This window comes from Mycobacterium sp. MAA66, from assembly GCF_041261665.1.
Taxonomy (GTDB): Bacteria; Actinomycetota; Actinomycetes; order Mycobacteriales; family Mycobacteriaceae; genus Mycobacterium.
In genome coordinates this window covers 396,457-421,549 of sequence record NZ_JBGCCC010000001.1, presented here as the reverse complement: position 1 = coordinate 421,549, position 25,093 = coordinate 396,457, and the positions used below count along the sequence as shown (strand labels likewise).

Genomic DNA, 25,093 nt, shown 5'->3' with positions numbered 1-25,093 from the left:
TCGTGCGCCTTTCCCGCTACCTCCACCGGGCCCTGAGCCGCGTCATGGACGTACCCCCGCCGACGACGGACTACACCGTCACCCGGGTCCGCGTCCCGATGCGCGACGGCGTCGAACTCGTCGGCGACCACTACGCGCCCGCCGGAGCGGCCAAGGGCACCGTGCTGGTGCGCTGCCCCTACGGGCGGACATTTCCGACCTCCACCCTGTACGGCATGGCTTACGCGGCCCGCGGCTACCACGTGCTGCTGCAGAGCGTCCGGGGCACCTTCGGTTCCGGCGGCGTGTTCGAACCGATGGTCCACGAGATCGCCGACGGCGCGGACACCGTCGCCTGGCTGCGCGACCAACCGTGGTTCACCGGGTCGTTCGCGACCATGGGGCTGTCGTATCTCGGCTTCACCCAGTGGGCCCTGCTGGCCGATCCACCACCGGAGCTCAAGGCCGCGATCATCGCCGTCGGGCCGCATGATTTCGCCCAGTCCAGCTGGGGCACCGGGTCTTTCACCCTGGCCAACTTCCTGGGCTGGAGCGACATGATGGCCCACCAGGAGGATCCGAGCCGTCTGCGCAGCCTGCTGCGACAAATGCGGACCCCGAAGGCGGTGATCCGCACCGCCGCCGAGGTACCCGCCGGCGCGGCCGGCCGGGCGCTGCTGGGCAGCGGCGCGCGCTGGTATGAGTCCTGGCTGAGCCACCCCGACACCGACGATCCGTTCTGGGAGTCGATGGCACTGGATGCAGCCCTGGACACGGTCGAGGTGCCGGTGCTGCTGTTCAGCGGCTGGCAGGATCTGTTCCTGGAGCAGTCGCTGACCCAGTTCCAACGGCTGCACAGCCGGGGTGTGACGACCGCACTGACCATCGGATCCTGGACGCACACGCAGGTGATCACCCGAGGCGGAGCCCGGGTGCTGCGAGAGTCGCTGGACTGGCTTGAGGGCCACCTGGCCGGCGGCTCCGTGGTCGACCGATCGGCAGTACACGCAGAGATCAACCACCACGGCTGGGTCCCGCTGCCACACTGGCCGCCGGCGGTCACCGACATGACGCTGTATCTCGCTCCTTCGCAACAACTTTCGGCCAACCCGCCGGAAGTGGCTGACGTGCCGTCGACATTCACCTTCGACCCGGCCGACCCGACTCCGACCGTCGGGGGCCGGCTACTGTCCGGCAAGGGCGGGTATCTCGACGACGCGGCGCTGGCCGAGCGTGGCGACACCGTGGTGTTCACCGGGGCGCCGCTGCCCGCCGACGTCGATCTCCTGGGCACTCCGGTGATCGAGTTGGCCCATTCCTGCGACAACCCCTACCGGGACGTCTTCGTGCGGATCAGTGAAATCGACGCGCGAGGCCGATCCCGGAATCTCAGCGACGGATTCCAAAGGCTGACAGGCGATTCGGACAACCCACAGCGGATACGACTGGAACTCGACGCGGTCGGTCACCGGCTGCGCGCCGGCTCCCGGATCCGGGTGCTGATCGCCGGTGGCTGCCATCCCCGGTATGCACGCAACCTCGGTACCGACGAGCCCTATGCGACGGGACGGCGTTTGGTACCCGCGACCCATCGGATTCACTTCGGGGCCGAGTCCCGCCTGACCCTGCCGGTGACCGAACTCCTCAGCCGACCGACTCTCTGACCCTGTCGGCGGTGGCGCCCAGCAGCGCGTCGTCGCGCACCGACGCGCCCCACTGCGGAGTCAACGGCAGATCCACCCAACTGCGGCAACCGGCATACTCCGGAGTGCGGGCGATCGTGACCGGGGCCAGCAGCGGACGAGCCTGCACCACCAGCACCGTCAGCAGGTGCTTGGGCCGAAAGTCCAGCCTGTCCTCGCGGACGGACTCAGCGGTCCAGATATGCAGATCGGCAATGTCTTCAAGGTTCTCCGGCCGCTGGACTTCCACGGCGGCAACCACTTTCGCTCCACCCCGGATCGTCAACGCAGTCTCGGTACTGTCTCGCTCCCCGGCGGTGACCAAGCCGCGAAGTTCAGCACGTACCCGCGCGACATGGCTGTGCGCGACGGTCGGGAAGAAGACGAACTCCGGCGCCTGGACGGCAAATCGCTTCTCGTGAATACCGCCCTTGCGCAGCAGAACGGTCTGCCGCCCGTCGAGCAGTGCCTGCACGGCCGCGCTCCACTCCTTGAGCGCCGGCGAGTTCACTTGGCAGCCAGCCGGTTCTGCACTTCCGGACGACGCAGCGGCGGGACCGTCTTGGGCGGCTGACGGCGGGCCGGAAGCTGATCCAGCAGTCGCTCCGTAGCCTGGGCGACCGCGGCGACCGCGGCCTCGAAAGCCGCAGAATTGGCCTCGGTCGGACGCGTGATGCCACTGACCTTGCGGATGTACTGGCGAGCAGCGGCCTCGATCTCCACGTCGGTGGCCGCCGGCTCCAACCCACGCAGTTCGGTGATGTTGCGGCACATGGACTCCACGATAGGCGCGATTGCGACGCGGGTTACGGTGTCGGTGAACCGCCGAGCCCTCACCGGCCGCGACGCAAGGAGCCGAAGTGACCGACAGCCTGCTGATCGACACCACCGATCGGGTGCGCACCCTGACCCTGAACCGTCCGCAGTCGCGCAACGCGCTGTCCTCGGAGCTGCGCGACTCCTTCTACGGTGCACTGCGGCAGGCTGAGAGCGATCCGGACGTCGACGTGCTGATCCTGACCGGAGCCGATCCGGTGTTCTGCGCGGGGCTCGACCTCAAGGAGCTCGGTGAAGGCGCCGACCTGCCGGACATCTCCCCGCGCTGGCCGAATCTGACGAAACCCGTGATCGGTGCGATCAACGGCGCAGCCGTCACCGGCGGCCTGGAACTGGCACTGTATTGCGACATCCTGATCGCGTCGGAGAACGCCAAGTTCGCCGACACCCACGCCCGGGTCGGCCTGCTGCCCACATGGGGCCTGAGCGTGCGGCTACCCCAGAAGGTCGGGGTCGGGCTGGCCCGCCGGATGAGCCTGACCGGCGACTACCTGTCGGCCCCCGAGGCGCTGCGGGCCGGTCTTGTCACCGAGGTGGTACCGCACGACGAGCTGCTGACGGCCACGCACAAGGTCGCAGCGTCGATCGTCGGCAACAACCAAAAGGCCGTTCGCGCCCTGCTGGATTCCTATCACCGAATCGATGCCTCCCAGACGGACGCGGGGCTGTGGATCGAAGCCTCATCGGCACGGGAATGGAACGACGTGGTCGGCAACGAGATCGCCGCCAATCGCGACGCCGTGATGCAACGCGGCCGCACCCAACTCTGATCTCAACTCCGGCGGGGATGCATGGTTGCATACCGACACGCCTGGCGGGGCGTGGATTTTGCGCCCGCTCGCGAGCGACGAGCGGGCTACCCGTCAGCCGGCATGGCTACATTGACAGCCATGAACGAAGCACACCAGGTCTGCGGCAGCGAGGAATGGCGTGAGATCATGCGCGACGTCGTCTTCCCGTGGGCGCTGGGCGACGCCAGCCTCGGCAACGACGTCCTGGAGGTCGGCCCCGGATACGGCGCGACCACCGACGTCCTGAGCACGATGACGGCCCGGTTGACGTCGGTGGAAGTCGATGAGCAGCTGGCTGCAATGCTGCAAGAGCGGTTCGCCGCTACACCGTCGGTTCGCATCGTTCGGGCTGACGCCACCGCACTGAACTTCCAGAACGAAAAGTTCACCGGCGCAGCGTGTTTCACCATGCTGCACCATGTACCGACTACCGAGATGCAGGATCGGCTGTTGTCCGAGATCGCACGAGTGCTGCGGCCCGGCGCACCGCTGGTGGTCAGCGACAGCATCGGCAGCGAGGAACTCGAAGCCCTGCACAACGACGACACCTACAACCCGATTGACCCGGCAGAGATCAAAGACCGGTTGGCCGGTGCCGGTTCACCCAGATTCAGGTTCGCATCGATCCCCCGCGATGGTCGGCGGTGGGCTACGCGCAATGAGCAGTTTGCGCACCCTCGCGAGGGAGGGTTGGACTAGTGCCAGCGATTGGACTGCGCCCGCCAGCCGACGAACGCCAGCCGCAGCACCAGAAACGTACTGAGCCCGGCCCAGATGCCCGCCAGTCCCCAACCGAAAACCAATGACAACCAGATCAGCGGCAGGAACCCCACCAGCGCGCTGATCAACGTCGCGGTCCGCATGAAGGCTGCGTCCCCCGCCCCGATCAGCACGCCGTCCAGCGCGAAGACCACACCGGCAACCGGTAGTTGGGCCACCATGAACCACCACGGCACCCCGATCGCGGCGCGCACCCCCGCGTCAGAGGTGAACAGACCGGGCAGCACCGGGGCGCCCATCGCGAACACGGCGGCCAGCGCCAGCGCCGCAATCGCGGAGAAGCCGGTCACCCGCCAAGCGACGGCCCTGGCCTGCGCGGGCTGCCCCGCGCCCAGTGCCGCACCGACCAATTGCTGAGCGGCGATGGCCAGCGAATCGAGCACCAGCGCAAGGAAACTCCACAACTGCAGCACCACCTGGTGGGCAGCCACCGCCGCGGCACCAAAGCGTGCCGCCACTGCCCCCGCGGATACAAAACACACCTGGAACGCCAGTGACCGCAACACCAGATCGCGCGCCATCACCAGCTGCGCCCGCAGCACCGACGGCCGAACCCGCAACGGGACCCGCTCAGAGAGCAGCGCCCAGCCGAAGAACCCGGCGGCCAGCCACTGACCAGTCAGATTGGCCACCGCCGAACCGGCCAGACCCAACCGCGGAAACCCCGCCCAACCGAACACCAGCAGCGGGCACAACAACGCCGAAAGGCCCACGCCGACAAGCACATAACGTAGCGGGCGAGCAGTGTCCTGCACCCCACGCAGCCAACCGTTGCCGGCCATCGAGACCAAGATCGCCGGCGCTGCCAGGATCGCGATCCGCAACCACGACAGGGCCGCAGCCGCAATGGCGCCTCCGCCGCTGATGGCACCCACCAGCGGCACTGCGGCAGCCTCGACCACCAACACGATCAACAGGCCGATACCCAAAGCCAGCCAGGTGGCTTGAACGCCCTCGCCCACGGCACCGGCGCGGTCCCCGCCGCCGAATAGCCGAGCCGAACGCGACGTGGTCCCGTAAGACAAGAAAGTCAGCTGCGAGGAGACCAGGCTCAGGATCAGCCCACCGATCGCCAACCCGGCCAACGGCAGCGCTCCCAACCGACCGACCACGGCGGTGTCGAACAACAGGTAGATCGGTTCGGCAGCCAGCACCCCGAGAGCCGGGAACGCCAGGGCGGCAATACGACGGCCGGTCGCCTGCTGCTCTGGTGTCACGCGCGGTGCGATTTAGCGCAAGGCGGCGATCAGGGCCGCGACGGCGCCGTCGGCAGCACCGGTGGCTGAGTAACCTGCCGCCAACCGGTGCCCACCGCCGCCGAACGAACTGGCCACCACTGACAGGTCAACGGACTTGGCCCGCATCGACACCGACCAGCGCTGCGGCTCGATCTCCTTGAACACCGCAGCCACCTCGGCCTGCGATGTGGTCCGCACGATGTCGACGATGCTCTCGACTTCCTCGGAACGCGCCTGTGCCCATTCTTCGTGCGGCACAACGGCATACACCAGGCCGCGGCCATCGACCGCGTCGGGCACCAGCTGCGCCGAGGACAGCACCCGCGACAGCATCGGCAGCCAGGAGAACGGGTGGGTGTCCAGCAGCGTCCGGCTGATCGAGGCGTTGTCCACACCGATCTCCAGCAACCGGGCCGCCAACCGGTGGGCCCGGGCGCTGGCCCACCGGAACGATCCAGTGTCGGTCGTCAGCCCGGCGTACAGGCAATGCGCGACGTCGGGACCGATGGTCTTGCCCCAGGCGTCGAGCAGCTCAGCCACCAGCAACGTGGTCGAATCCGCCGACGGGTCAACGAAATTCGAGGATCCGAACAGGCTGTTCGAGGCGTGGTGATCGATCACCAGCACCTGGCGATCCGGATCGACCAGCCGCGCCAGCGACCCCAATCGATGCACGCTGGGGATGTCGACGGTGACCACCAGGTCGGCGTCGGTCCGCATCTGCGCGGGCGGAACCAACAGATGCCCACCCGGCAGGGTCCGCAGCGATTCCGGCAACTGAGCAGGTGTGGCAAAGCCGACCTGAACATCTTTGCCTGACTCGCTGAGCACCAGGGCCAGCGCCAGGCCGGCACCGATGGTGTCGGCATCCGGGTACACGTGGCAGGCGACGCTGACGCTGTCGACCTCGCCGAGAAGCTCGGCCGCACCGCGCGCGTCAACCCGCGCACCCTGCGGCCGTGCCTCAGTCGTCGGTTCGATCGCGGTCACCTGCATCCTCGGAGCCCTCGGGCGTGTTGTCGCTCTCCCCACTGACACGGTACGGGTCGGCGTCACCAGCGTGGGTGGCGCCCTCGCGGATCCGCGCCACGTCGGCGTCTGCGGCACGGGCCGCGGCCAGCAGCTCCTCCATCTTCAGAGCTGCGTCCGGCACGGTGTCACGCTCGAAAGTCAGCGTCGGGGTGAACCGCACTCCGGTCCCCGCACCGACTCTCGTGCGCAACGCACCCTTGGCCTTCTCCAGGGCAGCCGCGACGCCGTCATAGTCCGGCTCCTCGTCGAGGCTGGTCCCGATGACCGTGTAGTAGAGCGTGGCGTCGTGCAGATCACCGGTCATCTTGGCATCGGTGATCGTCACGCCGTCCAGCCTCGGATCCTTGATCTCATACTCGATCGCCGAGGCGACGATCGTCGATATGCGCTTGGCCAATCTCTTGGCCCGTGCTGGATCTGCCATCGCCTAGGTACGAGCCTTCTCTACGAGCTCGTACGTCTCGATGACGTCGCCTTCCTTGATGTCGTTGTAGGTCAGCGTCAGACCACACTCGTAACCCTCGCGCACCTCGGTGGCGTCGTCCTTCTCGCGTTTGAGCGAAGACACCGTGAGGTTCTCGGCGATGACGATGTTGTCGCGCAACAGACGGGCCTTGGCGTTGCGCCGCATGATGCCCGACTGCACGAGGCAACCAGCGATGTTGCCGATCTTGGACGACCGGAAGATCGCGCGGATCTCGGCGCGGCCGAGCTCCTTCTCCTCGTAGACCGGCTTGAGCATGCCCTTGAGCGCGCTCTCGATCTCGTCGATGGCCTGGTAGATCACCGAGTAGTAGCGGATCTCGACGCCTTCGCGGTTGGCCAGCTCAGTGGCCTTGCCCTCCGCACGGACGTTGAAGCCGATGATGATCGCGTCCGAGGCCGAAGCCAGGTTGACGTTGGTCTCGGTGACGCCACCGACACCGCGGTCGATGACGCGCAGTTCCACCTCGTCGTCGATCTGGATGCCCATCAAGGCCTCCTCGAGCGCCTCGACGGTACCGGAGTTGTCGCCCTTCAGGATCAGGTTCAGCTGGCTGGTTTCCTTCAGCGCCGAATCCAGGTCTTCCAGGCTGATCCGCTTGCGGCTGCGCGCGGCCAGAGCGTTGCGCTTGCGCGCGCTGCGCCGGTCGGCGATTTGCCGGGCGATGCGATCCTCGTCGACTACCAGCAGGTTGTCGCCGGCGCCGGGCACCGACGTGAAGCCGATCACCTGGACCGGACGCGACGGCAGCGCCTCGTGGACATCCTCACCGTGCTCGTCGACCATGCGGCGGACGCGGCCGTAGGCATCGCCGGCGACGATCGAGTCGCCGACCCGCAGCGTGCCGCGCTGGATCAGCACCGTGGCGACCGGGCCGCGACCGCGGTCCAGGTGCGCCTCGATGGCCACACCCTGGGCTTCCATGTCGGGGTTGGCCCGCAGGTCCAGGGAGGCATCGGCAGTCAGCAGCACCGCTTCGAGCAACGCATCGATGTTGGTGCCCTGCTTGGCCGAGATGTCCACGAACATGGTCTCGCCGCCGTAGTCCTCGGCCACCAGGTTGTACTCGGTCAGCTGCGCCCGGATCTTCTGCGGATCCGCGCCTTCCTTGTCGATCTTGTTGACCGCCACCACGATCGGCACATCGGCGGCCTGGGCGTGGTTGATGGCTTCCACCGTCTGCGGCATGACGCCGTCATCGGCGGCGACCACCAGGATCGCGATGTCGGTGGCCTTGGCACCACGGGCACGCATGGCAGTGAACGCCTCGTGACCCGGGGTGTCGATGAACGTCACCAGACGCTCGCTGCCATCCAGCTCGGTCAGCACCTGGTAGGCACCGATGTGCTGGGTGATGCCACCGGCCTCGCCCTCGCGGACGTTGGCCTTACGGATGGTGTCCAGCAGTCGGGTCTTACCGTGGTCGACGTGGCCCATGACGGTGACCACCGGCGGCCGGCTGGCCAGGTCGTCCTCGTCGCCGGCGTCCTCGCCATAGGTGAGGTCGAACGACTCCAGCAGCTCGCGGTCCTCGTCCTCGGGGCTGACCACCTGGACGACGTAGTTCATCTCGCTGCCCAGCAGCTCCAGGGTGTCGTCGCCCACCGACTGAGTGGCGGTGACCATCTCACCGAGGTTGAACAGCGCCTGCACCAGCGCGGCCGGGTTGGCGTTGATCTTCTCGGCGAAATCGCTCAGCGACGCGCCGCGGGCCAGCCGGATGACCTCGCCGTTGCCGTGCGGCAACCGCACGCCACCGACGATCGGCGCCTGCATGTTCTCGTACTCGGCGCGTTTCGCCCGCTTCGACTTACGACCGCGACGGGGTGCGCCACCGGGACGCCCGAAGGCACCTGCGGCGCCACCGCGCTGACCGGGACGGCCACCGCCACCACCGGGACCACCGCCGCCGGGGGCTCCGCCACCGCCGGGGCGACCGCGGAAACCACCACCGGCACCGGCACCGGCACCAGCACCGGCGCCAGCACCACCGCCGGCGCCACCGCCGCGGTAGTTACCGCCACCACCGGCACCGCCGGGACGTGCACCGCCACCGGGACGGGGACCGCCACCGGGGCCGGGACGCGGACCACCGGGACGGCCGACGGCACCCGGACGGGCACCTGGCGGACGCGGCGGCATGTTGCCGGGAGTGACGCCCGGACGTGGGCCGCCACCTGGGCGCGGACCGCCGGCGCCTGGGCCGGGCCTAGGACCCCCTGGACCCTGGGGCCTCGGCACCGGCCGCTCGACCGGCTGCTGCGAGGAGAACGGGTTGTTGCCGACCCGCGGAGCACGCGGGGCAGGCTTGGGAGCTCCGGGGACGCCGGGCGCCGGGCCGGGGCGCGGACCCGGGGCGGCCGGACGCGGCTGGGCCGGAGCGCCGGCCGCGGCGGCCGGTTCGGCCGGTTCGGCGGGAGCCTGCGGAGCCACGGGGGCCTGCGGAGCTACGGGCGCCTCAGGCGCCGGGGGCTTGGGTGCAGCCGGCTTCGGACCGGTGGACACCACGGGAGCCGGAGCGGCCGGAGCGGGAGCCGCGGGCCGGGGTGCGCCCGGCTTGGGACCGCTGGCTGCCGGCTTTGCGGGGGCCTCGGCCTTCGGTGCCGATCCGGTACCGAACGCCTCGCGCAACCGGCGGGCCACTGGCGCCTCGACGGTCGACGATGCTGATTTTACGAATTCGCCCTGTTCGCTCAGTCGGGCGAGTACTTCCTTACTGGTAACACCGAGTTCCTTGGCCAACTCGTGTACACGTGCCTTACCTGCTGCCACTTCTCTCCTCATCGTGAGGCGTCAGCGGTGGGTAGGCCGCGCCTCGGTTTAGCTATGACGCATGGTCATCGGGACTTCACGGTGTGCTCATGTTCTTCGCTACCTGTTCTGTTGCCGCGCTGGACCGAGTCCATCAGAAACCCTGAAGAACTCTTCCACCGCGGAGGTGTCCGGCGAACCGGTGATCCGCAACGCTCGCCCAAATGCTCGCCGTCTTAGTGCCGCGTGCAGGCACTGCTGATCGGAGTGCAGCCACGCGCCCCGACCCGGCAGGCTACCCGCTGCATCGACCGAGACGGCGCATTTGCCATCCCCGTCGTGTACCGCGGCCACCCGAAGCAGATCGACAGCCAGCTCTCGCTTCCGGCATCCGATGCAGGTACGCACCGGAGCGGCCGAAGTCTCGCGCTGGATCACACCGCAGTCTACCTGCATCCAGCCGATGTAATTCAATCGCGGTCAGTCCGACCCGGCGTCGGCTGCGTCACTACGAATATCGATGCGCCAACCAGTGAGCCGGGCGGCCAACCGGGCGTTCTGCCCCTCCTTGCCGATCGCCAACGACAATTGGAAGTCCGGCACGATCACTCGGGCCGCCCGAGCCACCTCGTCGATGACGTTGACCGAGACCACCTTGGCCGGAGACAACGCGTTGGCCACGAACCTGGCCGGGTCCTCGTCGTAATCGATGATGTCGATCTTCTCGCCGGACAGCTCGCTCATCACATTGCGCACCCGCTGCCCCATCGGCCCGATGCAGGCGCCCTTGGCGTTCAGGCCCGGCACCCGCGAGGCGACCGCGATCTTGGACCGATGCCCGGCTTCACGGGCCACCGCGACGATGTCCACCGAGTCATCGGCGATCTCGGGAACCTCGAGCGAGAACAGCTTGCGCACCAAGTTCGGGTGGGTGCGCGACAGGGTGATCACCGGCTCGCGGGCACCACGAGCGACGCCGACCACGTAGCAACGCACCCGGTCGCCGTGTTCGTAGCGCTCCCCCGGCACCTGCTCGGCGGCCGGGATCACGCCCTCGGAGCCCTTGGCCTCGGTACCGACGTGGACCATCACCAGGCCACGGGCATTCGCCCGGGCGTCCCGCTGGATCACGCCGGCGACGATGTCGCCCTCGCGCGCGGCGAACTCGCCGTAGTTCTTCTCGTTCTCGGCGTCCCGCAGGCGTTGCAGAATGACCTGCCGGGCGGTGGTCGCCGCGATGCGCCCGAAACCCTCCGGGGTGTCGTCCCATTCGTGGATCACGGTGCCGTCGGTGTCGGTCTGACGGGCGATCACCCGCACGATGCCGGACTTCCGGTCGATGTCGATGTAGGCGTCGGGTTCGTGGCCATCGGTGTGCCGATACGCAGTCAGCAAGGCCGACTTGATCGTCTCGATCACGACGTCGACTGTGATCCCCTTGTCGGCCTCGATGGCGTGCAGCGCAGCCATGTCGATGTTCATTCGTCGGCCTCCTCTCGGGTCACCCCGGCCAGCTCCAGCTCGCGCCGGTTCGGTGGTGAAAATTCAACCTGGACAACAGCTTTCGTAATATCCGCGATCGCCACCCGACGCACCGACAGCTTGCCGCGCTCGGCGATCACCAGATCGACCTCGACCCCGTCGGACCGTCCGACCCGTGCTTGCAGCGACGTGCCGTCGGAAAGCGCCAGGTCGATCTTGCGGCCGTGGGCCCGCCGATAGTGCGTGGCGGTGGCCAACGGCCGTTCGACGCCGGGCGAGGTGACCTCGAGAACGTACGCGTCGGCCTCGACGGCGACCTGATCGAGCAGGTCAGATGCACTGCGCGACAGCACGGCGACGATATCCAAATTCAGCCCGTCGTCGCTGTCGGCGACCACCACGATCCGCGGAGGTTTGGCTTCGGCGTGAACCCGGACGTCTTCGATGTCAAAGCCCGCGTCGGCGAACGCGTCGGTGAGCAGCTCGAGCACCTGGGCCTGGGTCGGCAACACGGCGAGCTCCTCATCTTGAGTTGTGCGGATCGGTTCGACCTGGGGTCGATCCAGTATCAACGATACGTCAGCCGGCCAGTGCCAATTGACCGACGCACTGGGCAGCCGTCGGGCCCGACCCTCCGACAATGGCAGTATGTGGCTGTGCCGAACGCCCTACCCACCGTCAGCAGGCGACGTGTCCTGGTCGGCACCGCAGCCCTCGTGCTGTTCGGCGGCGCCCTGCCCGGCTGTAGCTCACCGCCGACCCGCGATCCCGCACTGGACGTGCTGATCGGCCAATTGGGCCGAGCTCGCAGCGACAGCGCACTCGCGGCTACGGCTGCCATCACCGCGCAGCCCAAAGTGGCTTCCGCGCTGACCACCGTGGCCTCGATCCGCGACGCGCATGCCCAAGCACTGTCCGACGAGATCCAGCGCATCGGCGGTGCCACCACGACCTCGGCGACCTCAGCGACCTCAGCGGCCGCGGCGACCAGCTCGGCCGTCCCCGCTCCCGCGCCGACGGCGCAGGACGTGGTCGGTGCCCTGCAGCAATCCGCCGATGGCGCCACCCAGGCCGCCGTCGACCTGTCCGGGTACCGGGCAGGACTGCTCGCCTCGATCGCGGCGGCGTGCACCACCGCTTCCACCGTTGCGCTGGCGGCCTGATGACGACGCCCACCAGCACTCAATCGTCGCGTCCGTCCAATGCGGCCGACGCCGCGCTGTTCGACGCCATCGACGCCGAGCACGGCACCATCTACGGGTACGGGCTGGTATCTGCACACACTGCACCCGAGGTCAACGATCTGGTGGCCGATGCGCTGGCTATCCACCGCGCCAACCGGGAAGCCGGAATCGCGGCGCTGACCGCTCGTTCGGTGCCCACCCCACTTCCGGCCGCCGGTTACCTGATGCCGGTCGACGCCGACAATCCCAATGACGCCGCCAAGGACGCGGTGCGAATGGAAGAGGACACCGCGGTGGCCTGGCGGGCCGTGGCCGAGCAGGCCACCTCCGCCGACGATCGCAAGCTCGCGGTCAAGGCGCTCACCGACTCCGCGGTGCTGGCCGCCCGTTGGCGCCAGGTGCTCGGCATGACGCCGGCCACCGTGGCGTTCCCGGGCGGCGCCGAATAGCCGCGAGTTATCCGCTAAGCCTCGCGGCGATCGCGCCGGCCACCCCGTCGACCGGCAACTCGCTCTTCTCTCCGGTGAACCGGTTGCGCAGCTCGACGGTGCCGTCGGCCCAACCCCGGCCGACCACCACGATCCACGGCACACCGAGCAGCTCGGCGTCCTTGAACTTCACGCCGGGTGAGGATGTCCGATCGTCAAGCAGGACGTCCACGCCGAGACGGTCCAGCTCGTCGGCCAATTCGAACGCGCCGCTCCGTACTTCGGCATCCTTGTTGGCGATCACCAGGTGCAGATCGAACGGCGACACCGAAGCCGGCCAGCGCAGGCCGAGTTCGTCGTGGTGCTGCTCGGCGATCACCGCGACCAGTCGGGACACCCCGATGCCATACGAGCCCATGGTCAGGCGCACCGGCTTGCCGTCTTCACCGAGCACGTCGGCGCTGAACGCGTCGGTGTACTTGCGGCCCAGCTGGAACACGTGGCCGATCTCGATGCCGCGCGCCGACACCAGCGGTCCGGCACCGTCCGGTGACGCGTCACCGTCGCGGACATCGGCGGCCTCGATGGTGCCGTCCGGGGTGAAGTCGCGGCCGGCGATCAAGCCGACCACGTGCTTGCCCTTTTCGTCGGCGCCGGTGATCCAGGCCGTGCCGTCCACCACACGCGGGTCGACCAGGTAGCGAACACCGTTGGCCAGCAGGGCTTTCGGGCCGATGTAGCCGCGCACCAGGAAGGGGTGCTTGGCGAAGTCGGTGTCGTCGATCATCGCGTATTCGGCCGGGTCCAGCGCGGCACCGAGGCGCTTGTCGTCGACCTCGCGGTCCCCGGGCACGCCGATCGCCAGCAGTTCCCAGTCACCGCCGGGCTGTCGCACCTTCAGCAGCACGTTCTTGAGGGTGTCGGCGGCGGTGACCTCGCGGTCCAGCGCGCCGTTGGCCCAGTCGACCAGCGTGGCGATGGTCGGGGTGTCGCCGGTCTCGTGCACCACCGGCTCGGGCTGCCCGTCGATCGGCAAGGTGTCGGGGCGGGCGGTGATCACCGCCTCGACGTTGGCGGCGTAGCCGGACTGCACGCACCGCACGAAAGTGTCCTCTCCGACCTCGCTCTCGGCCAGGAACTCCTCGGAAGCACTGCCACCCATGGCGCCCGACACCGCCGAGACGATGACGTACTTGACCACCAACCGGTCGAAGATCCGTTGGTAGGCCTCGCGGTGCGCCTCGTAGGCGTTCTTCAGGCCGCCCTCGTCGATATCGAACGAGTAGGAGTCCTTCATGATGAACTCACGCCCGCGCAGGATGCCGGCCCGTGGCCGCGCCTCGTCGCGGTACTTGGTCTGAATCTGGTAGAGCCGCAACGGGAAATCCTTGTACGACGAGTACTCCCCCTTGACCGTGAGGGTGAAGAACTCCTCGTGGGTGGGGCCGAGCATGTAGTCGTTGCCCCGGCGGTCCTTGAGCCGGAACACCCCGTCGCCGTATTCGGTCCACCGGTTGGTGGCCTCGTACGGGGCCTTGGGCAGCAGCGCCGGGAACAGGATCTCTTGCGCGCCAATGGCATTCATTTCGCTGCGGACGATGCCCTCGATCTTGCGCAGCACCTTCAGGCCCAGCGGCAGCCAGCTGTACAGCCCCGGCGCGATGGGCCGGACATAACCGGCCCGGATCAGCAGCTTGTGGCTCGGCACTTCGGCGTCGGCGGGGTCGTCGCGCAGAGTGCGCAGGAACAGTTCGGACATCCGGGTGATCACAGCGGACCACCCTATCGAGTTGCCGGGGGCGAGCGAAGCGACGGGGGACGCTACCGGGGGCGAGCGAAGCGACGGGGGACGCTAGAGCTCGCCGGCTTCGACCGCTTCCCTGGTGTGCTGTGCCCGAGCGATGTCGGCCGCGGAGAATCCGATGCCCAGCGCGGCGACACCGACCAGCACCGCCACCCCGGCCACCCACAGCAGCGAGTAGGTGTAGCCGTGCCCGAGCGCGTCCAGCTGGGCCGGCGTCATTCGCCCGACGGGCCCGGTGGTGCCGCCCAGATAGAGAGTGCGGGAGGTCTGCACTGCCTGGATCACCACCAGCATCAGCGGGCCACCGAGGTTGTAGACCATCAGGGTGATGGCCGAGACCGGGCCGATCTCGCGGGGCCCGACCTGCGCCACCGCACACAGTGGCAGCACCACGGAGATCACCCCGATGCCGAAGCCGCCGACCAGGAACAGCGCCACCAAGTCCGGGAAATAGTGCACGCTGCGCTGCAGCGTCGAGCCGAACAACATGGCCGCCAGCACCAGGCTGCCGGCGCCGATCACCAGAGCGCGCGGTGCGACGCGCGGCGCGAACCGGGTGGCCAGCAGGTTGCCCGCTCCCATGCCGACCGCGAACGGCAGGAAGCAGACACCGGCTTGCAGTGCAGAGTAGCCCAGGACGTCCTGGACCAGCAGGCCGATCATCACACTGACGGTGAGCATGACGCCCCCGGCCAGGAAGTAGGCGACGAAGGTGGCGACCCTGCTCCTGTTGTCGAAGACCGAGAACGGCACCAGCGGATGTTCGGCATGGCGCTCGACGTACAGGTATGCCAGCCCTGCCAGTACCGCGGTGACGCCGGCGCCGATCACCAGCGGGTCGACCCAGCCGCGTGGCGGGCCCTGCGTGAAGACCAGCACTGCGGCCGTACAACCGACGGTGACCAGCAGCGCGCCGGTGATATCCAGCTTGAGGCGTTCATGGTTGGTCTCGGCGATCCGTAGCACCGCCACCGCGATCACGATGAGGCCCAGCGGCACGTTGATCAGGAAGGCCAGCCGCCAGGAGATGACGGTCAGCAGGCCACCGAGGATCAGGCCCAAGACCGAGCCGAGCGCCTGCATGGCGGCCGAGACCGCCATCGCCTGGTTGCGGGCGTGCCCGGCGGCGTAGGTGGTGGCGATCAAGGCCATCCCGGTAGGGGCGGCGACGGCGGCACCGACGCCTTGCAGTGCCCGCGCCGCGATCAGGGTGAGGTCGTCGCCCGCGAGGCCGCAAATCAGGGAGGCGATGGTGAAGATGCCCACGCCGGACAGGAACGCCCGCTTGTGCCCGATGGCATCACCCAGCCGGCCGCCGAGCAACAGCATGCCGCCGAAGGTCAGCACGTAAGCGGTGATCACCCAGCTCTTGGCGACATCGGACAGGTCCAGCTCGGCCTGCATCTTGGGCAGCGCGACGATGACGATGGTGCCGTCGAGCGTCGCCATCAACTGCATGCCGGTGATCGCCACGATGGCCAGCCCCAGCACCGACGTCGACAATGCCCGGCCGGCCGATCCCGACGAACCAGCCGCGGCAGACATGGGTCGCAAGCCTACCCAACCCGTCTCGGAAACCCCGGGAGCTCAGTGCAACTGCTGCGTAACGACCTTTTCGTAGGCACCCCGGCCGTCCACGCTGACCGACGGCCCGAACTGCAGCACAAAATTCTCGGCCTGGTAGGTGCCGGTGGTGGCCCCGGCGTACGCCTCTGCGGCGCCGGTGGTGGAGAAGCGGATCACCGACAATGCGTCCGTGTCGATCTGCTCGATGCACTTGATGTCAGGGCACTTCTGGGCGGTGACGTCATGCGGATTGCCCACGGCCAGGCCGGCCGCGCCCATGGCTTGCACCACCTGATTCGCGGGGACGTTGTTGAGCATCGCTCCGCCCGCGCCCGCACCGGCCTGCGGGCCGGGTGCGGGCGGACGCTGGCAGGCGGTCAGCAGTGCCGCGCCGACCGCGATGACGGTCACCGGCCGGTGCCAGAGATGGGCTGTAGTCATGCCTCATACATAGCACCAGTGGCTGACCGCGGCTCCTAGAGTTTGGCTCCCGAGCGCGGCACCGGCGTGGCGCCCGGGGTGCCCAGCACCCCGGACATCCAGGGCAGCGAGTCGGCGAATGCCTCGTTGGCGAACCCCCAGTCGTGCAGCCCTGGCAGGGTACGCACCTCGGCGTCGATGCCATAGCGATGGGCTTCTGCACACAATGTGCCGGCCGCAATGTCCTGTCCCTCGGGATTGCCGAGCGCATCGCGTGGGGTCCCCGGCGCCGGAGCGCTGCAATCCTGGCCTGAGCCCGGCACCTCGAACAGCGCCGAGACCCCGTTGTAGTGGCCGTGCTGCTCCATGACGGTGCTCGGGTCGAACTCGGCCCACTTCGCCTCGTCGCCGCCGAACAGCCGGGCGATGGTCTGGTCCTTGGTACCGATGTTGGGGCTCAGGTCGCCGGCGATGTCGACGAAGGCGCTGAACAGGTCCGGTCGGCGAGCGGTCAGCTGCACCGCGCAGGTGCCGCCCATCGACCAACCGACGATGCCCCACTTCTTGGCGTCGGGGCTGACCCCGAAGTTGGCGGTCATGTACGGCACCACCTCTTTTGTCAGGTGGACCGACGCGTTACCGCGGCTGCTGTTGACGCACTCGGTGTCGTTGTTGAACGAGCCGGTGGCATCGACGAAGACGAACACCGGGGCGTTGCCGCCGTGCGCGGCGGCGTATTTGTCGATGTTGGCCTTGGCGTTGCCCGCCCAGATCCAGTCGGACGGGGTGTTGAGCTGAGAGCCGATCATCATGACGGTGGGCAGCTGCGGCGGCGGATTGGTCGCGAACCAGGCCGGGGGTAGGTAGACCAATTCGGCGCGGTGCGCGAAATTCGATTCGCTGGAGGTGGTCGAGACCGGCACGACGACGCCGCGCGCGGGTCGAATGCCTTTGAGCTGCATGGCGGTAACCGTCCAGCGGTCGACCTCGTCGGGCACCTTGCCGACAGTGAATTTGTTCCAGGCGACATACGGAGTCGGAAAGTAACCGACCCAGAGGTTCATCATCAACAGCGCGCAAAGGCCGGACATCGGCACGGCCAGTACGGCCATGCCCCGTCCCCACCATCGCGATCCGCCCCAACCGACGACCGCGATCGCGGCGGCGAAGCCGCACAAGGCCGTCCACAGCCACAACCGGACCGGGGCAGGATCGCCCGCGATACCCAGCGAGGTGATGTACCAGTACAGGCCGCCGGCGCATGCGACACCGACGGTGACGGCCGGCGGCAGCCGGCGCAGATGCCATCGCTGCGACCGTCGTCCGACCGCGATGCACAGCACGACGAAGGAAAGGAGCTGAATGAGGTTCGGCAGCCAGCCGTGCATCAGCGACGCATGTGTCACGAATGCAGGCACACCGATCCTCCGAGAAAGCCGCCCCACGGTTTGATCCAAATTTATGTGCGGATCAGTGCACCTGCCGGTTCATCCCAGGCGTGTCACATAAGTAACTTCTGTCACACGACTACAGTTCGCCGGCGTCGAGGGCTTCCTTGGTCTCCTGGGCCGCAGCCACTTCATTGGCGGTGTAACCGATGAACAACGCCACCGCACCGACCAGCACCGCGACCGCAGCGACCCACAGCAGGCCGTAGGTGTAGCCCTGATCCAGGGCGTGCAACTGCGCCGGGTTCATCCGTTTCACCGGACCGGTGGTGCCACCCAGGTACAGGGTGCGCGAGGTGATGACGGCCTGGATGATGGCCAGCACCACCGGGCCACCGAGGTTCTGCAGCATCAGCGCGATGGCCGACAGCGGGCCGATGTCGCTGAGCGCCACCCCGGCAATGGCCGAGACGGTCAGCGGCACCACGATCAAGCCGATGCCGAAACCGCCGACAGTGATCGGGATGACCAGGTTCGGGAAGTACGGGATGCCGCCGTTGAGCGTCGAGCCGTAGATCATCGCGGCCAGGACCAGGACACCGCCGGCGATCACCAGCACGCGCGGCGAGAATATCGCCACCAGCTGCGAGGACAGGCCCAGTCCGACGCCGAGCGCGATGACGAACGGGATGAAGCCGATGCCGGCCTTCAGCGCGCTGTAGCCCATGATGTCCTGCACGTACAGGCCGATCAGCACCGTCAGCGTGAACATCACGCCTCCGGCCAGGAAGACCGCGGCGAAGGTGGCCACCCGGTTGCGGTCGCGGAACAGCGCGAACGGGACGACGGGGTTGACGGCGGTGCGCTCGACGTACAGGAAGGCCAGGAACAGCACGGCCGCGGCGGCGCCGGAACCCAGCGTCAGCGGAGACATCCAGCCCTTCTCCGGGCCCATCGAGAAACCGAACACGGCTGCGGTGCAGGCCAGGGTCGCCAGGATGGCGCCGGCCGCGTCGAGCTTCATGCGCTCGCGGGTGGTCTCGGTCAGGGTGGTGCGGGCAAGCTGGATCATCACCAGGCCGATCGGCACGTTCACCAGGAACGCGTAGCGCCAGGAGAACACCGTCAGTGCACCGCCGACGACCAGACCCATCACCGAGCCGACGCCGGTCATGGCTGCGAAGATCGCGGTCGCGGCGTTGCGAGCCGGGCCCTTCGGGAACGTGGTGGCGACCAGTGCGAGGCCTGTCGGCGATGCGATCGCCGAACCGATGCCCTGCAGCAACCGGGCGACGACCAGAGTGGTCTGATCCCAGGCCATGCCACACAGGATCGAAGCGATGGTGAACAAGGTGACACCGACGATGAAGGTGCGCTTGCGGCCGATGGTGTCACCGAGGCGTCCACCCAGCAGCATGAGACCGCCGAAGGTGAGCACGTAGGCCGTGATCACCCAGCTGCGTCCAGCGTCCGAGAGGCCGAGCTCGTCCTGAATCTTAGGAAGCGCGACGATGGCGACCGTGCTGTCCATGGTGGCCAGGAGCTGCATACCGCCGATTGCGACGACTGCGGCGAGAAAGCGAGGAGAAGGCAGCCAGGTCGGATACCAGCTCATGCGCTCATCGGCAGTCTGCCCGACGTGCATCGAGAGCGGTTCGCGGTTTATTCCCATGGCGGTGCGCTCAGCGTCGTTGAGAGCCGTCATGAAAAGCTACCTTACAGTAATCTTAAGAATCCTTTAACCCCGAGAATGCCGCGACTGCCCCGATGACGATGATCGCGGGGGGTCGGATGCCCTCCGCGCGGATGGCCTCCGGCGCGTCGGCAAGGGTGGTTCGCAGTGTCTGCTGAGCGGCAGTCGATCCATGTTGCACCACCAAGACCGGCGTTTCCGCAGGTCGGCCGCCCTCCAGCAGCACTTTGGCAAAAAGTTCGATCCGCTCGACGGCCATCAGCAGGACGAGTGTGCCCTTCATCACGGCCAGTGCGTCCCAATTCACTAACGATTCCGGATGCCCTGGCGCAACGTGGCCGCTGACCACGACGAACTCATGGGTGACGTGCCGGTGGGTGACCGGCACACCGGCCAGCGCAGGCACCCCGATCGCGCTGGTCACGCCGGGTACGACGGTGACGGGAACACCGGCTTCGGTGCAGGCCAGGACCTCTTCATAACCTCGCGCGAAGACAAAGGGGTCTCCCCCCTTGAGCCGCACCACGAACTTGCCGGCCTTGGCCCGTTCGACCAGCACGGCGTTGATCGCCTCCTGCGCCATGGCCCGGCCGTACGGGATCTTGGCGGCGTCGATCACCTCGACATGCGGACCGAGTTCGGCAAGCAGCTCCTGCGGTGCCAGCCGGTCGGCCACCACCACGTCGGCATGTGCCAGCAGGCGCCGGCCACGGACGGTGATCAGCTCCGGGTCACCTGGACCGCCGCCCACCAGGGCCACTCCGGTATGGGTCTCGGGCTCGGCATCGCTGATGACGCCCTGTTGTAGCGCCTCGTGGATCGCGGTGCGGATTGCCGCGGAGCGCCGGTGCTCACCACTGGCCAGCACGCCGACGGTCAGGCCGTCGTAGTCCACCGATGCGGGGGTGACGGCCGAGCCCTCACGACCGGCGTCGGCGCGGACACAGAAGATACGGCGCCGGTCCGCTTCGGCGGAGATCTCGGCGTTGACGGCTTCGTCGTCGGTGGCGGCCAGCGCGTACCAGGCGCCGTCGAGGTCGTCGGGTTGGAAGTCGCGCAGGGTCAGGGTGATCCCGGTGCCGGCCGGGTTACCCGCCAAGGCCTCGACGACCGGGGTGGCAGCGCGGGCCACGACGTGAACGTCGGCACCGCTGGCGATCAACAACGGCAGTCGCCGTTGCGCGACGCTCCCGGCGCCCACCACCACGACCTTCTTGCCGGTGAGATGCAAGCCGACGAGGTAGGCATTCCCAGCAGAACTCATCGTGCTCCTCGCGTGCGCTTCACGCGGCGAGTTTAGTGGCTGCCTCAACGAACCGACGCACCGACTGCGGGTGCGCGGCGGGGTGGGTATGCAGATACCCGGCGTGCACGCCGAGTCGTACCGCCCCGTCGCGCATCGTGGTTCCGTCGGCGCCGCGGAACACCCAGGCCGGCGAGTATTCGTCGGCGAATTCGACTGCGGTGCGGTGAAATTCATGACCGACGACACGCTCGCCGGCCGAGTGCACGGACGAGTCGCCCACCGCAACGGCGTCCCGATACCCCAGCGTCAACCGCGGTGTGAACCGCGCCGACCCCGCGAACACCCCGCACATCGGGTGCCCGTCCAAGTCATCGACCAGGTAGGTCAGCCCGGCGCACTCGGCATGTACGGGGGCACCGGAGCGCGCCAGCGCGGCGATCTGCTGGCGCACTTGGACATTGGCCGACAGCTCCGCGGTGAACTGCTCGGGGAATCCCCCGGGGATCAGCAATGCCCGCGCGCCGTCGGGCAGTCCGTCGGTGAGCGGATCGAACGGGATCACCTGCGCACCGGCGCGCGCCAGCAACTCGACGTGCTCGGTGTAGCCGAAACTGAAGGCCTTGCCGGCTGCAAGCGCCACGGTGACCGGCCGGCCAACGGCCTCGATGCCAGGATCCCATGGCGCTTCCAGCGCTCCGATCCCGGCGCACCGCACGACGGCTTCTATATCCACATGCCGTGCCACCAGTTCGGTCATGGCCGCCACCGCCTGCTGGGCCAGCCGCCCATGTTCCACCGCGGTGACCAAGCCCAGGTGCCGGGAAGGCACCTCGAGTTCGTCCGCCCGGGGAATGGCACCGAGCACCGGCATTCCGGCTTGTTCGCAGGCCTGCCGCAGCACCTGCTCATGTCGCGGCGTGCCGACCCGGTTGAGGATCACCCCCGCGACACGCACCGAGGAGTCGAACGTCGAAAAGCCGTGCAGCAGAGCGGCAATGCTCTGACTCTGGCCACGGGCATCGACCACCAGCAGCACCGGGGTACCCAACAACCCGGCGACGTGCGCGGTCGACCCGGGTGCCGGGCTCATGGGCTGCTCGGTGATCCGCCCGTCGAACAGGCCCATGACGCCTTCGACGACGACGATGTCCGCACCTGAGCTGCCATGGCGGTACAGCGGACCGATCAGTTCCTCGCCGACCAGCACCGGGTCCAGGTTGCGGCCGGGCCGACCGGTCGCGAGCGCGTGGTAGCCGGGGTCGATGAAGTCGGGTCCGACCTTGGCCGATGCCACTCGGTGGCCGGCCCGGCGCAACGCGCCCATCAGACCGGTGGCCACCGTGGTCTTGCCGCTGCCCGAGGCCGGTGCCGCCACCACGACGGCGGGAGCTACCACTCGATACCCCGCTGGCCCTTGCGGCCGGCGTCCATCGGGTGCTTGATCTTGGTCATCTCGGTCACCAGATCGGCCGCTGCGATCAACTGCGGTGGTGCGTCGCGGCCGGTGATCACCACGTGCTGGTTGCCCGGCCGTGAACGGAGCACCTCGACCACTTCGTCTACGTCCAGCCAGCCCCATTTGAACAGATAAGTGAATTCGTCGAGCACATAGAAGTCGTGACGCTCGGCGGCCAGCCGGCGCGAGATCTCCGCCCACCCTTCGCGGCCGGCCGCAGCGTGGTCCTCTTCGGATCCCTGCTTGCGGGTCCACGACCAGCCCGAGCCCAGCTTCTGCCACTGCACCGGTCCACCGATGCCCTGCTCGTCGTGCAGCCGGCCCAATGCCTGAAAGGCGGCCTCTTCGCCCACTTTCCACTTCGCGTTCTTGACGAACTGAAACACCGCGACATCGAAGCCCTGATTCCAGGCCCGCAGCGCCATACCGAACGCCGCGGTCGACTTGCCCTTGCCCGGGCCGGTGTGCACGGCGAGCAGCGGCACGTTGCGGCGTGCCTTGGTGGTCAGCCCGTCCTCCGGGACACTCAGTGGTTGTCCTTGCGGCATAACAGAATTCCTCTACGCTGCGGCTTCGGTGCTGCGCACCAGGCGGGTCAGATTGTCGGCGCGCAGCTGCGCCAACTGCACTGCCTGGGCACCGAGCTGGCCGGCCAGTTGCCCAGCCAATCCCAGTCGTACATAACCGGTTTCGCAGTCCACCACCACGGCGGCAGCGCCCTCGGCGACCAGCATCGCCGCTGCCGTGCGGGCCCGGCCCAAGGGATCAGGCCCACCGGTGGCGCGGCCGTCGGTGAGCACCACCACCAGGGGCCGACGCGCGCGATCACGAGCCTTCTCCCGCAGCACCACATCCCGTGCGGCCAAGAGTCCTTGCGCCAGTGGAGTTTTGCCTCCGGTGTCGAATCGGGCCAGCCGCCGGCTCGCGATATGCACCGACGAGGTCGGCGGCAACAGCAGCTGGGCGTCCGCCCCGCGGAATGTGATGACGGCGACCTTGTCCCGGCGTTGGTAAGCGTCCCGGAGCAGTGACAGCGTCGCGCCGCTGACCGCCGACATCCGGTCCCGCGCCGCCATCGACCCCGAGGCGTCGACGACGAAGATCACCAGATTGCCTTCGCGCCCTTCGCGAATCGCGTGGCGGACGTCGCCGGGCGCCACCTTCAATCGGCCGGCTCGGGGGTTACGGTCCGCTGCTGCCAGCAGCGTCCCGAAGACGTGCACACCGTGACCGGTCAGAGCGTCATCGGTGGCCGAGATCGGGGTACCGGTGCGATTGCGGGCCCGCGAACGCCGACCCGGCGCTCCCTTCCCCACGCCGGGCACCACGAGCGCCCGGGCCCTGAACGTCGCCGACGGTGGTGCGCTCGGCCGCGAGGCGGACGGCCCGGCCTGTTGGGCCGGAGATTGCCCGTCACCATCCGACATACCACCGCCCGGCGGATCGGGCTCGGGTTCAGGATCTGGGTCGGATTCGTGCTCGGCCTGGGCCATCGCATCATCGAGTTGTTGCGGGTCGAGCCCCGGATCATCGAACGGATCGCGTCGACGACGGTGCGGCAGCGCCAGTTCGGCGGCCACCCGAATGTCCTCTTCCGTAACTTCACCGGCACCGCGCCACGCGGCATGCGCCACAGCCGTACGGGCCACCACCAAGTCGGCCCGCATGCCGTCCACGTCGAACGCGGCGCACAGTGCGGCGATGCGTCGTAATTCCTTGTCCGGCAACACTACCGAGTCCAGTCGGGCCCGGGCGGCCGCGATCTGCCGGGCCAACTCGGTGCCCGCCCCGGCGTACCCCGCGGCGAACCCGGACGGGTCCGCCTCATAAGCCATGCGACGACGGATCACCTCGACCCGCACATCGATCTCGCGCGAGGCGTACACGTCGACGGTCAGCCCGAACCGGTCGAGCAGCTGCGGACGCAGCTCCCCCTCTTCGGGGTTCATGGTGCCCACCAACATGAAACGGGCCTCGTGCGAATGCGATACGCCGTCGCGTTCGATGTGCACCCGGCCCATCGCCGCGGCATCGAGCAAAACATCGACGAGGTGGTCATGCAGCAGGTTGACCTCGTCGACGTACAGCACCCCGCCGTGCGCCCGCGCCAACAAGCCCGGTGAGAAGGCGTGTTCGCCGTCGCGCAGCACCTTCTGCAGATCGATCGATCCGATCACCCGGTCCTCGGTGGCGCCGATCGGCAGCTCGACCAACTTCGCGTCGGCGTCGACCAGCGCCAGGATCTCGGTGAGTCCGCGTACCGCAGTCGACTTCGCGGTGCCCTTCTCGCCGCGGATCAGCACGCCGCCGATATCGGGTCGCACCGCGCACAGCACCAACGCCAGCCGCAGGCGGTCCTGCCCGACCAGGGCGCTGAACGGATAGCTCACGTATGTCCTCCATGCCGAACCATCGGCACATGTGGAATGCCGTCATCCAAGAACTCGTCGCCATCGCGGACGAATCCGTGCCGGGCGTACATCTCCTCGAGATAGATCTGGGCGTTGATGTGGCACGGGTAGTCGCCGACCTCGGCCAGCGCCGCCTGCATCAGCCTGGTGGTGTGCCCATGCCCACGCTCGCTGCGTTTGGTGCACACCCGACCGATCCGGAACGCCTTCTCACCACCGGAGTGTTCTTCCATCAACCGCAGCGTCGAAACCACTTGCCCGTCAGGACCTTCCAGCCAGAAGTGCCGGGTTTCGGCCAACAGGTCGCGGCCGTCCAACTCCGGGTAGGGAGTGGCCTGCTCCACCACGAACACCTCGACCCGCAGCTTGAGCAGTTCGTACAGTGTCGCGGCGTCGAGGTCTTTGGCCCAGCTACGCCGCGGTGCGACGGTCACGCGAGGA

Annotated in this window: 24 protein-coding genes; 5 read left to right on the top strand and 19 right to left on the bottom strand. The window is 68.0% G+C overall.

Features of this window, described 5'->3' with window-relative positions:
- Positions 1 to 44: 44 nt before the first annotated feature.
- Complete coding sequence (locus ABIA30_RS02060; RefSeq protein WP_370063228.1) at positions 45 to 1,643, top strand: CocE/NonD family hydrolase; 1,599 nt, start codon at positions 45 to 47, stop codon at positions 1,641 to 1,643.
- Here ABIA30_RS02060 and ABIA30_RS02055 read toward each other — a convergent pair.
- Both ABIA30_RS02055 and ABIA30_RS02050 read right to left on the bottom strand, forming a co-directional pair.
- Complete coding sequence (locus ABIA30_RS02055) at positions 1,624 to 2,172, bottom strand: DUF1802 family protein (protein ID WP_370061621.1); 549 nt, start codon at positions 2,170 to 2,172, stop codon at positions 1,624 to 1,626. The genes ABIA30_RS02060 and ABIA30_RS02055 overlap by 20 nt on opposite strands.
- Entirely contained in the window at positions 2,169 to 2,435 is a 267-nt protein-coding gene (locus ABIA30_RS02050; RefSeq protein WP_370061620.1) for a DUF2277 domain-containing protein, read from the bottom strand. The genes ABIA30_RS02055 and ABIA30_RS02050 overlap by 4 nt, the downstream gene beginning before the upstream one ends.
- 86 nt (positions 2,436 to 2,521) lie before the next feature.
- Between ABIA30_RS02050 and ABIA30_RS02045 the strand changes: the two genes are divergently transcribed.
- Together ABIA30_RS02045 and ABIA30_RS02040 are read left to right on the top strand one after the other, a co-directional pair.
- Positions 2,522 to 3,268 carry an enoyl-CoA hydratase gene (locus tag ABIA30_RS02045; RefSeq protein WP_370061618.1) on the top strand — a complete coding sequence of 249 codons (747 nt, stop codon included), beginning with the start codon at positions 2,522 to 2,524 and terminating at the stop codon, positions 3,266 to 3,268.
- A gap of 120 nt (positions 3,269 to 3,388) precedes the next feature.
- Positions 3,389 to 3,988 carry a class I SAM-dependent methyltransferase gene (locus ABIA30_RS02040; RefSeq protein ID WP_370061616.1) on the top strand — a complete coding sequence of 200 codons (600 nt, stop codon included), beginning with the start codon at positions 3,389 to 3,391 and terminating at the stop codon, positions 3,986 to 3,988.
- Here ABIA30_RS02040 and ABIA30_RS02035 read toward each other — a convergent pair.
- The 7 genes from ABIA30_RS02035 to rimP all read right to left on the bottom strand — a co-directional run bounded on the left by ABIA30_RS02035 (position 3,985) and on the right by rimP (position 11,598).
- Positions 3,985 to 5,286, bottom strand: a complete 1,302-nt coding sequence (locus ABIA30_RS02035; RefSeq protein ID WP_370061614.1) for an MATE family efflux transporter — start codon at positions 5,284 to 5,286, stop codon at positions 3,985 to 3,987. The two genes, ABIA30_RS02040 and ABIA30_RS02035, sit on opposite strands and share 4 nt — an antisense overlap.
- A gap of 12 nt (positions 5,287 to 5,298) precedes the next feature.
- Complete coding sequence (locus ABIA30_RS02030) at positions 5,299 to 6,303, bottom strand: bifunctional oligoribonuclease/PAP phosphatase NrnA (protein WP_370061612.1); 1,005 nt, start codon at positions 6,301 to 6,303, stop codon at positions 5,299 to 5,301.
- Positions 6,272 to 6,763, bottom strand: coding sequence for a 30S ribosome-binding factor RbfA (gene rbfA, locus ABIA30_RS02025; RefSeq protein WP_370061610.1), 492 nt, complete (start codon positions 6,761 to 6,763; stop codon positions 6,272 to 6,274). Before rbfA ends, ABIA30_RS02030 begins: the two co-directional genes overlap by 32 nt.
- A gap of 3 nt (positions 6,764 to 6,766) precedes the next feature.
- Positions 6,767 to 9,595 (bottom strand): translation initiation factor IF-2, encoded by a 2,829-nt coding sequence (infB, locus tag ABIA30_RS02020; protein ID WP_370061608.1) that lies wholly within the window; start codon positions 9,593 to 9,595, stop codon positions 6,767 to 6,769.
- Positions 9,596 to 9,694: 99 nt separating this feature from the next.
- Positions 9,695 to 10,030 (bottom strand): YlxR family protein, encoded by a 336-nt coding sequence (locus ABIA30_RS02015; protein WP_370061606.1) that lies wholly within the window; start codon positions 10,028 to 10,030, stop codon positions 9,695 to 9,697.
- A gap of 24 nt (positions 10,031 to 10,054) precedes the next feature.
- The gene (gene nusA, locus ABIA30_RS02010) at positions 10,055 to 11,056 is read right to left on the bottom strand and encodes a transcription termination factor NusA (protein ID WP_370061604.1); all 1,002 of its coding nucleotides are present in this window, start codon (positions 11,054 to 11,056) and stop codon (positions 10,055 to 10,057) included.
- Positions 11,053 to 11,598, bottom strand: coding sequence for a ribosome maturation factor RimP (gene rimP, locus ABIA30_RS02005; protein WP_370063226.1), 546 nt, complete (start codon positions 11,596 to 11,598; stop codon positions 11,053 to 11,055). The genes nusA and rimP overlap by 4 nt, the downstream gene beginning before the upstream one ends.
- Positions 11,599 to 11,706: 108 nt before the next feature.
- Here rimP and ABIA30_RS02000 point away from each other — a divergent pair, with 108 nt between their 5' ends.
- On the top strand, positions 11,707 to 12,219 hold the full coding sequence (locus ABIA30_RS02000) for a hypothetical protein (protein WP_370061602.1): 513 nt from the start codon (positions 11,707 to 11,709) through the stop codon (positions 12,217 to 12,219).
- The gene (locus tag ABIA30_RS01995; protein WP_370061600.1) at positions 12,219 to 12,689 is read left to right on the top strand and encodes a ferritin-like domain-containing protein; all 471 of its coding nucleotides are present in this window, start codon (positions 12,219 to 12,221) and stop codon (positions 12,687 to 12,689) included. Before ABIA30_RS02000 ends, ABIA30_RS01995 begins: the two co-directional genes overlap by 1 nt.
- A gap of 7 nt (positions 12,690 to 12,696) precedes the next feature.
- Here the strand turns inward: ABIA30_RS01995 and ABIA30_RS01990 are convergent, their stop codons facing one another.
- The 10 genes from ABIA30_RS01990 to ABIA30_RS01945 form a co-directional block, all read right to left on the bottom strand.
- Entirely contained in the window at positions 12,697 to 14,439 is a 1,743-nt protein-coding gene (locus ABIA30_RS01990; RefSeq protein ID WP_370061598.1) for a proline--tRNA ligase, read from the bottom strand.
- Between the two features lie 81 nt (positions 14,440 to 14,520).
- Entirely contained in the window at positions 14,521 to 16,017 is a 1,497-nt protein-coding gene (locus ABIA30_RS01985; protein ID WP_370061596.1) for an MFS transporter, read from the bottom strand.
- A 42-nt stretch (positions 16,018 to 16,059) separates the two neighbouring features.
- On the bottom strand, positions 16,060 to 16,479 hold the full coding sequence (locus ABIA30_RS01980) for a hypothetical protein (protein ID WP_370061594.1): 420 nt from the start codon (positions 16,477 to 16,479) through the stop codon (positions 16,060 to 16,062).
- Between the two features lie 35 nt (positions 16,480 to 16,514).
- The gene (locus tag ABIA30_RS01975; RefSeq protein ID WP_370061592.1) at positions 16,515 to 17,876 is read right to left on the bottom strand and encodes an alpha/beta hydrolase; all 1,362 of its coding nucleotides are present in this window, start codon (positions 17,874 to 17,876) and stop codon (positions 16,515 to 16,517) included.
- 109 nt (positions 17,877 to 17,985) lie between these two features.
- Positions 17,986 to 19,518 (bottom strand): MFS transporter, encoded by a 1,533-nt coding sequence (locus tag ABIA30_RS01970; protein ID WP_370063224.1) that lies wholly within the window; start codon positions 19,516 to 19,518, stop codon positions 17,986 to 17,988.
- A gap of 55 nt (positions 19,519 to 19,573) precedes the next feature.
- The gene (cobA, locus tag ABIA30_RS01965; protein WP_370061590.1) at positions 19,574 to 20,803 is read right to left on the bottom strand and encodes a uroporphyrinogen-III C-methyltransferase; all 1,230 of its coding nucleotides are present in this window, start codon (positions 20,801 to 20,803) and stop codon (positions 19,574 to 19,576) included.
- A gap of 19 nt (positions 20,804 to 20,822) precedes the next feature.
- Positions 20,823 to 22,181: a cobyrinate a,c-diamide synthase gene (locus tag ABIA30_RS01960; protein ID WP_370061588.1), complete on the bottom strand. Its 1,359-nt coding sequence runs from the start codon at positions 22,179 to 22,181 to the stop codon at positions 20,823 to 20,825.
- Positions 22,175 to 22,789, bottom strand: a complete 615-nt coding sequence (gene cobO / locus ABIA30_RS01955; RefSeq protein ID WP_370061586.1) for a cob(I)yrinic acid a,c-diamide adenosyltransferase — start codon at positions 22,787 to 22,789, stop codon at positions 22,175 to 22,177. The genes ABIA30_RS01960 and cobO overlap by 7 nt, the downstream gene beginning before the upstream one ends.
- 12 nt (positions 22,790 to 22,801) lie before the next feature.
- Entirely contained in the window at positions 22,802 to 24,631 is a 1,830-nt protein-coding gene (locus ABIA30_RS01950) for a magnesium chelatase subunit D family protein (protein WP_370061584.1), read from the bottom strand.
- Positions 24,628 to 25,086, bottom strand: a complete 459-nt coding sequence (locus tag ABIA30_RS01945) for a GNAT family N-acetyltransferase (protein ID WP_370061582.1) — start codon at positions 25,084 to 25,086, stop codon at positions 24,628 to 24,630. Before ABIA30_RS01945 ends, ABIA30_RS01950 begins: the two co-directional genes overlap by 4 nt.
- Positions 25,087 to 25,093 lie beyond the last annotated feature (7 nt).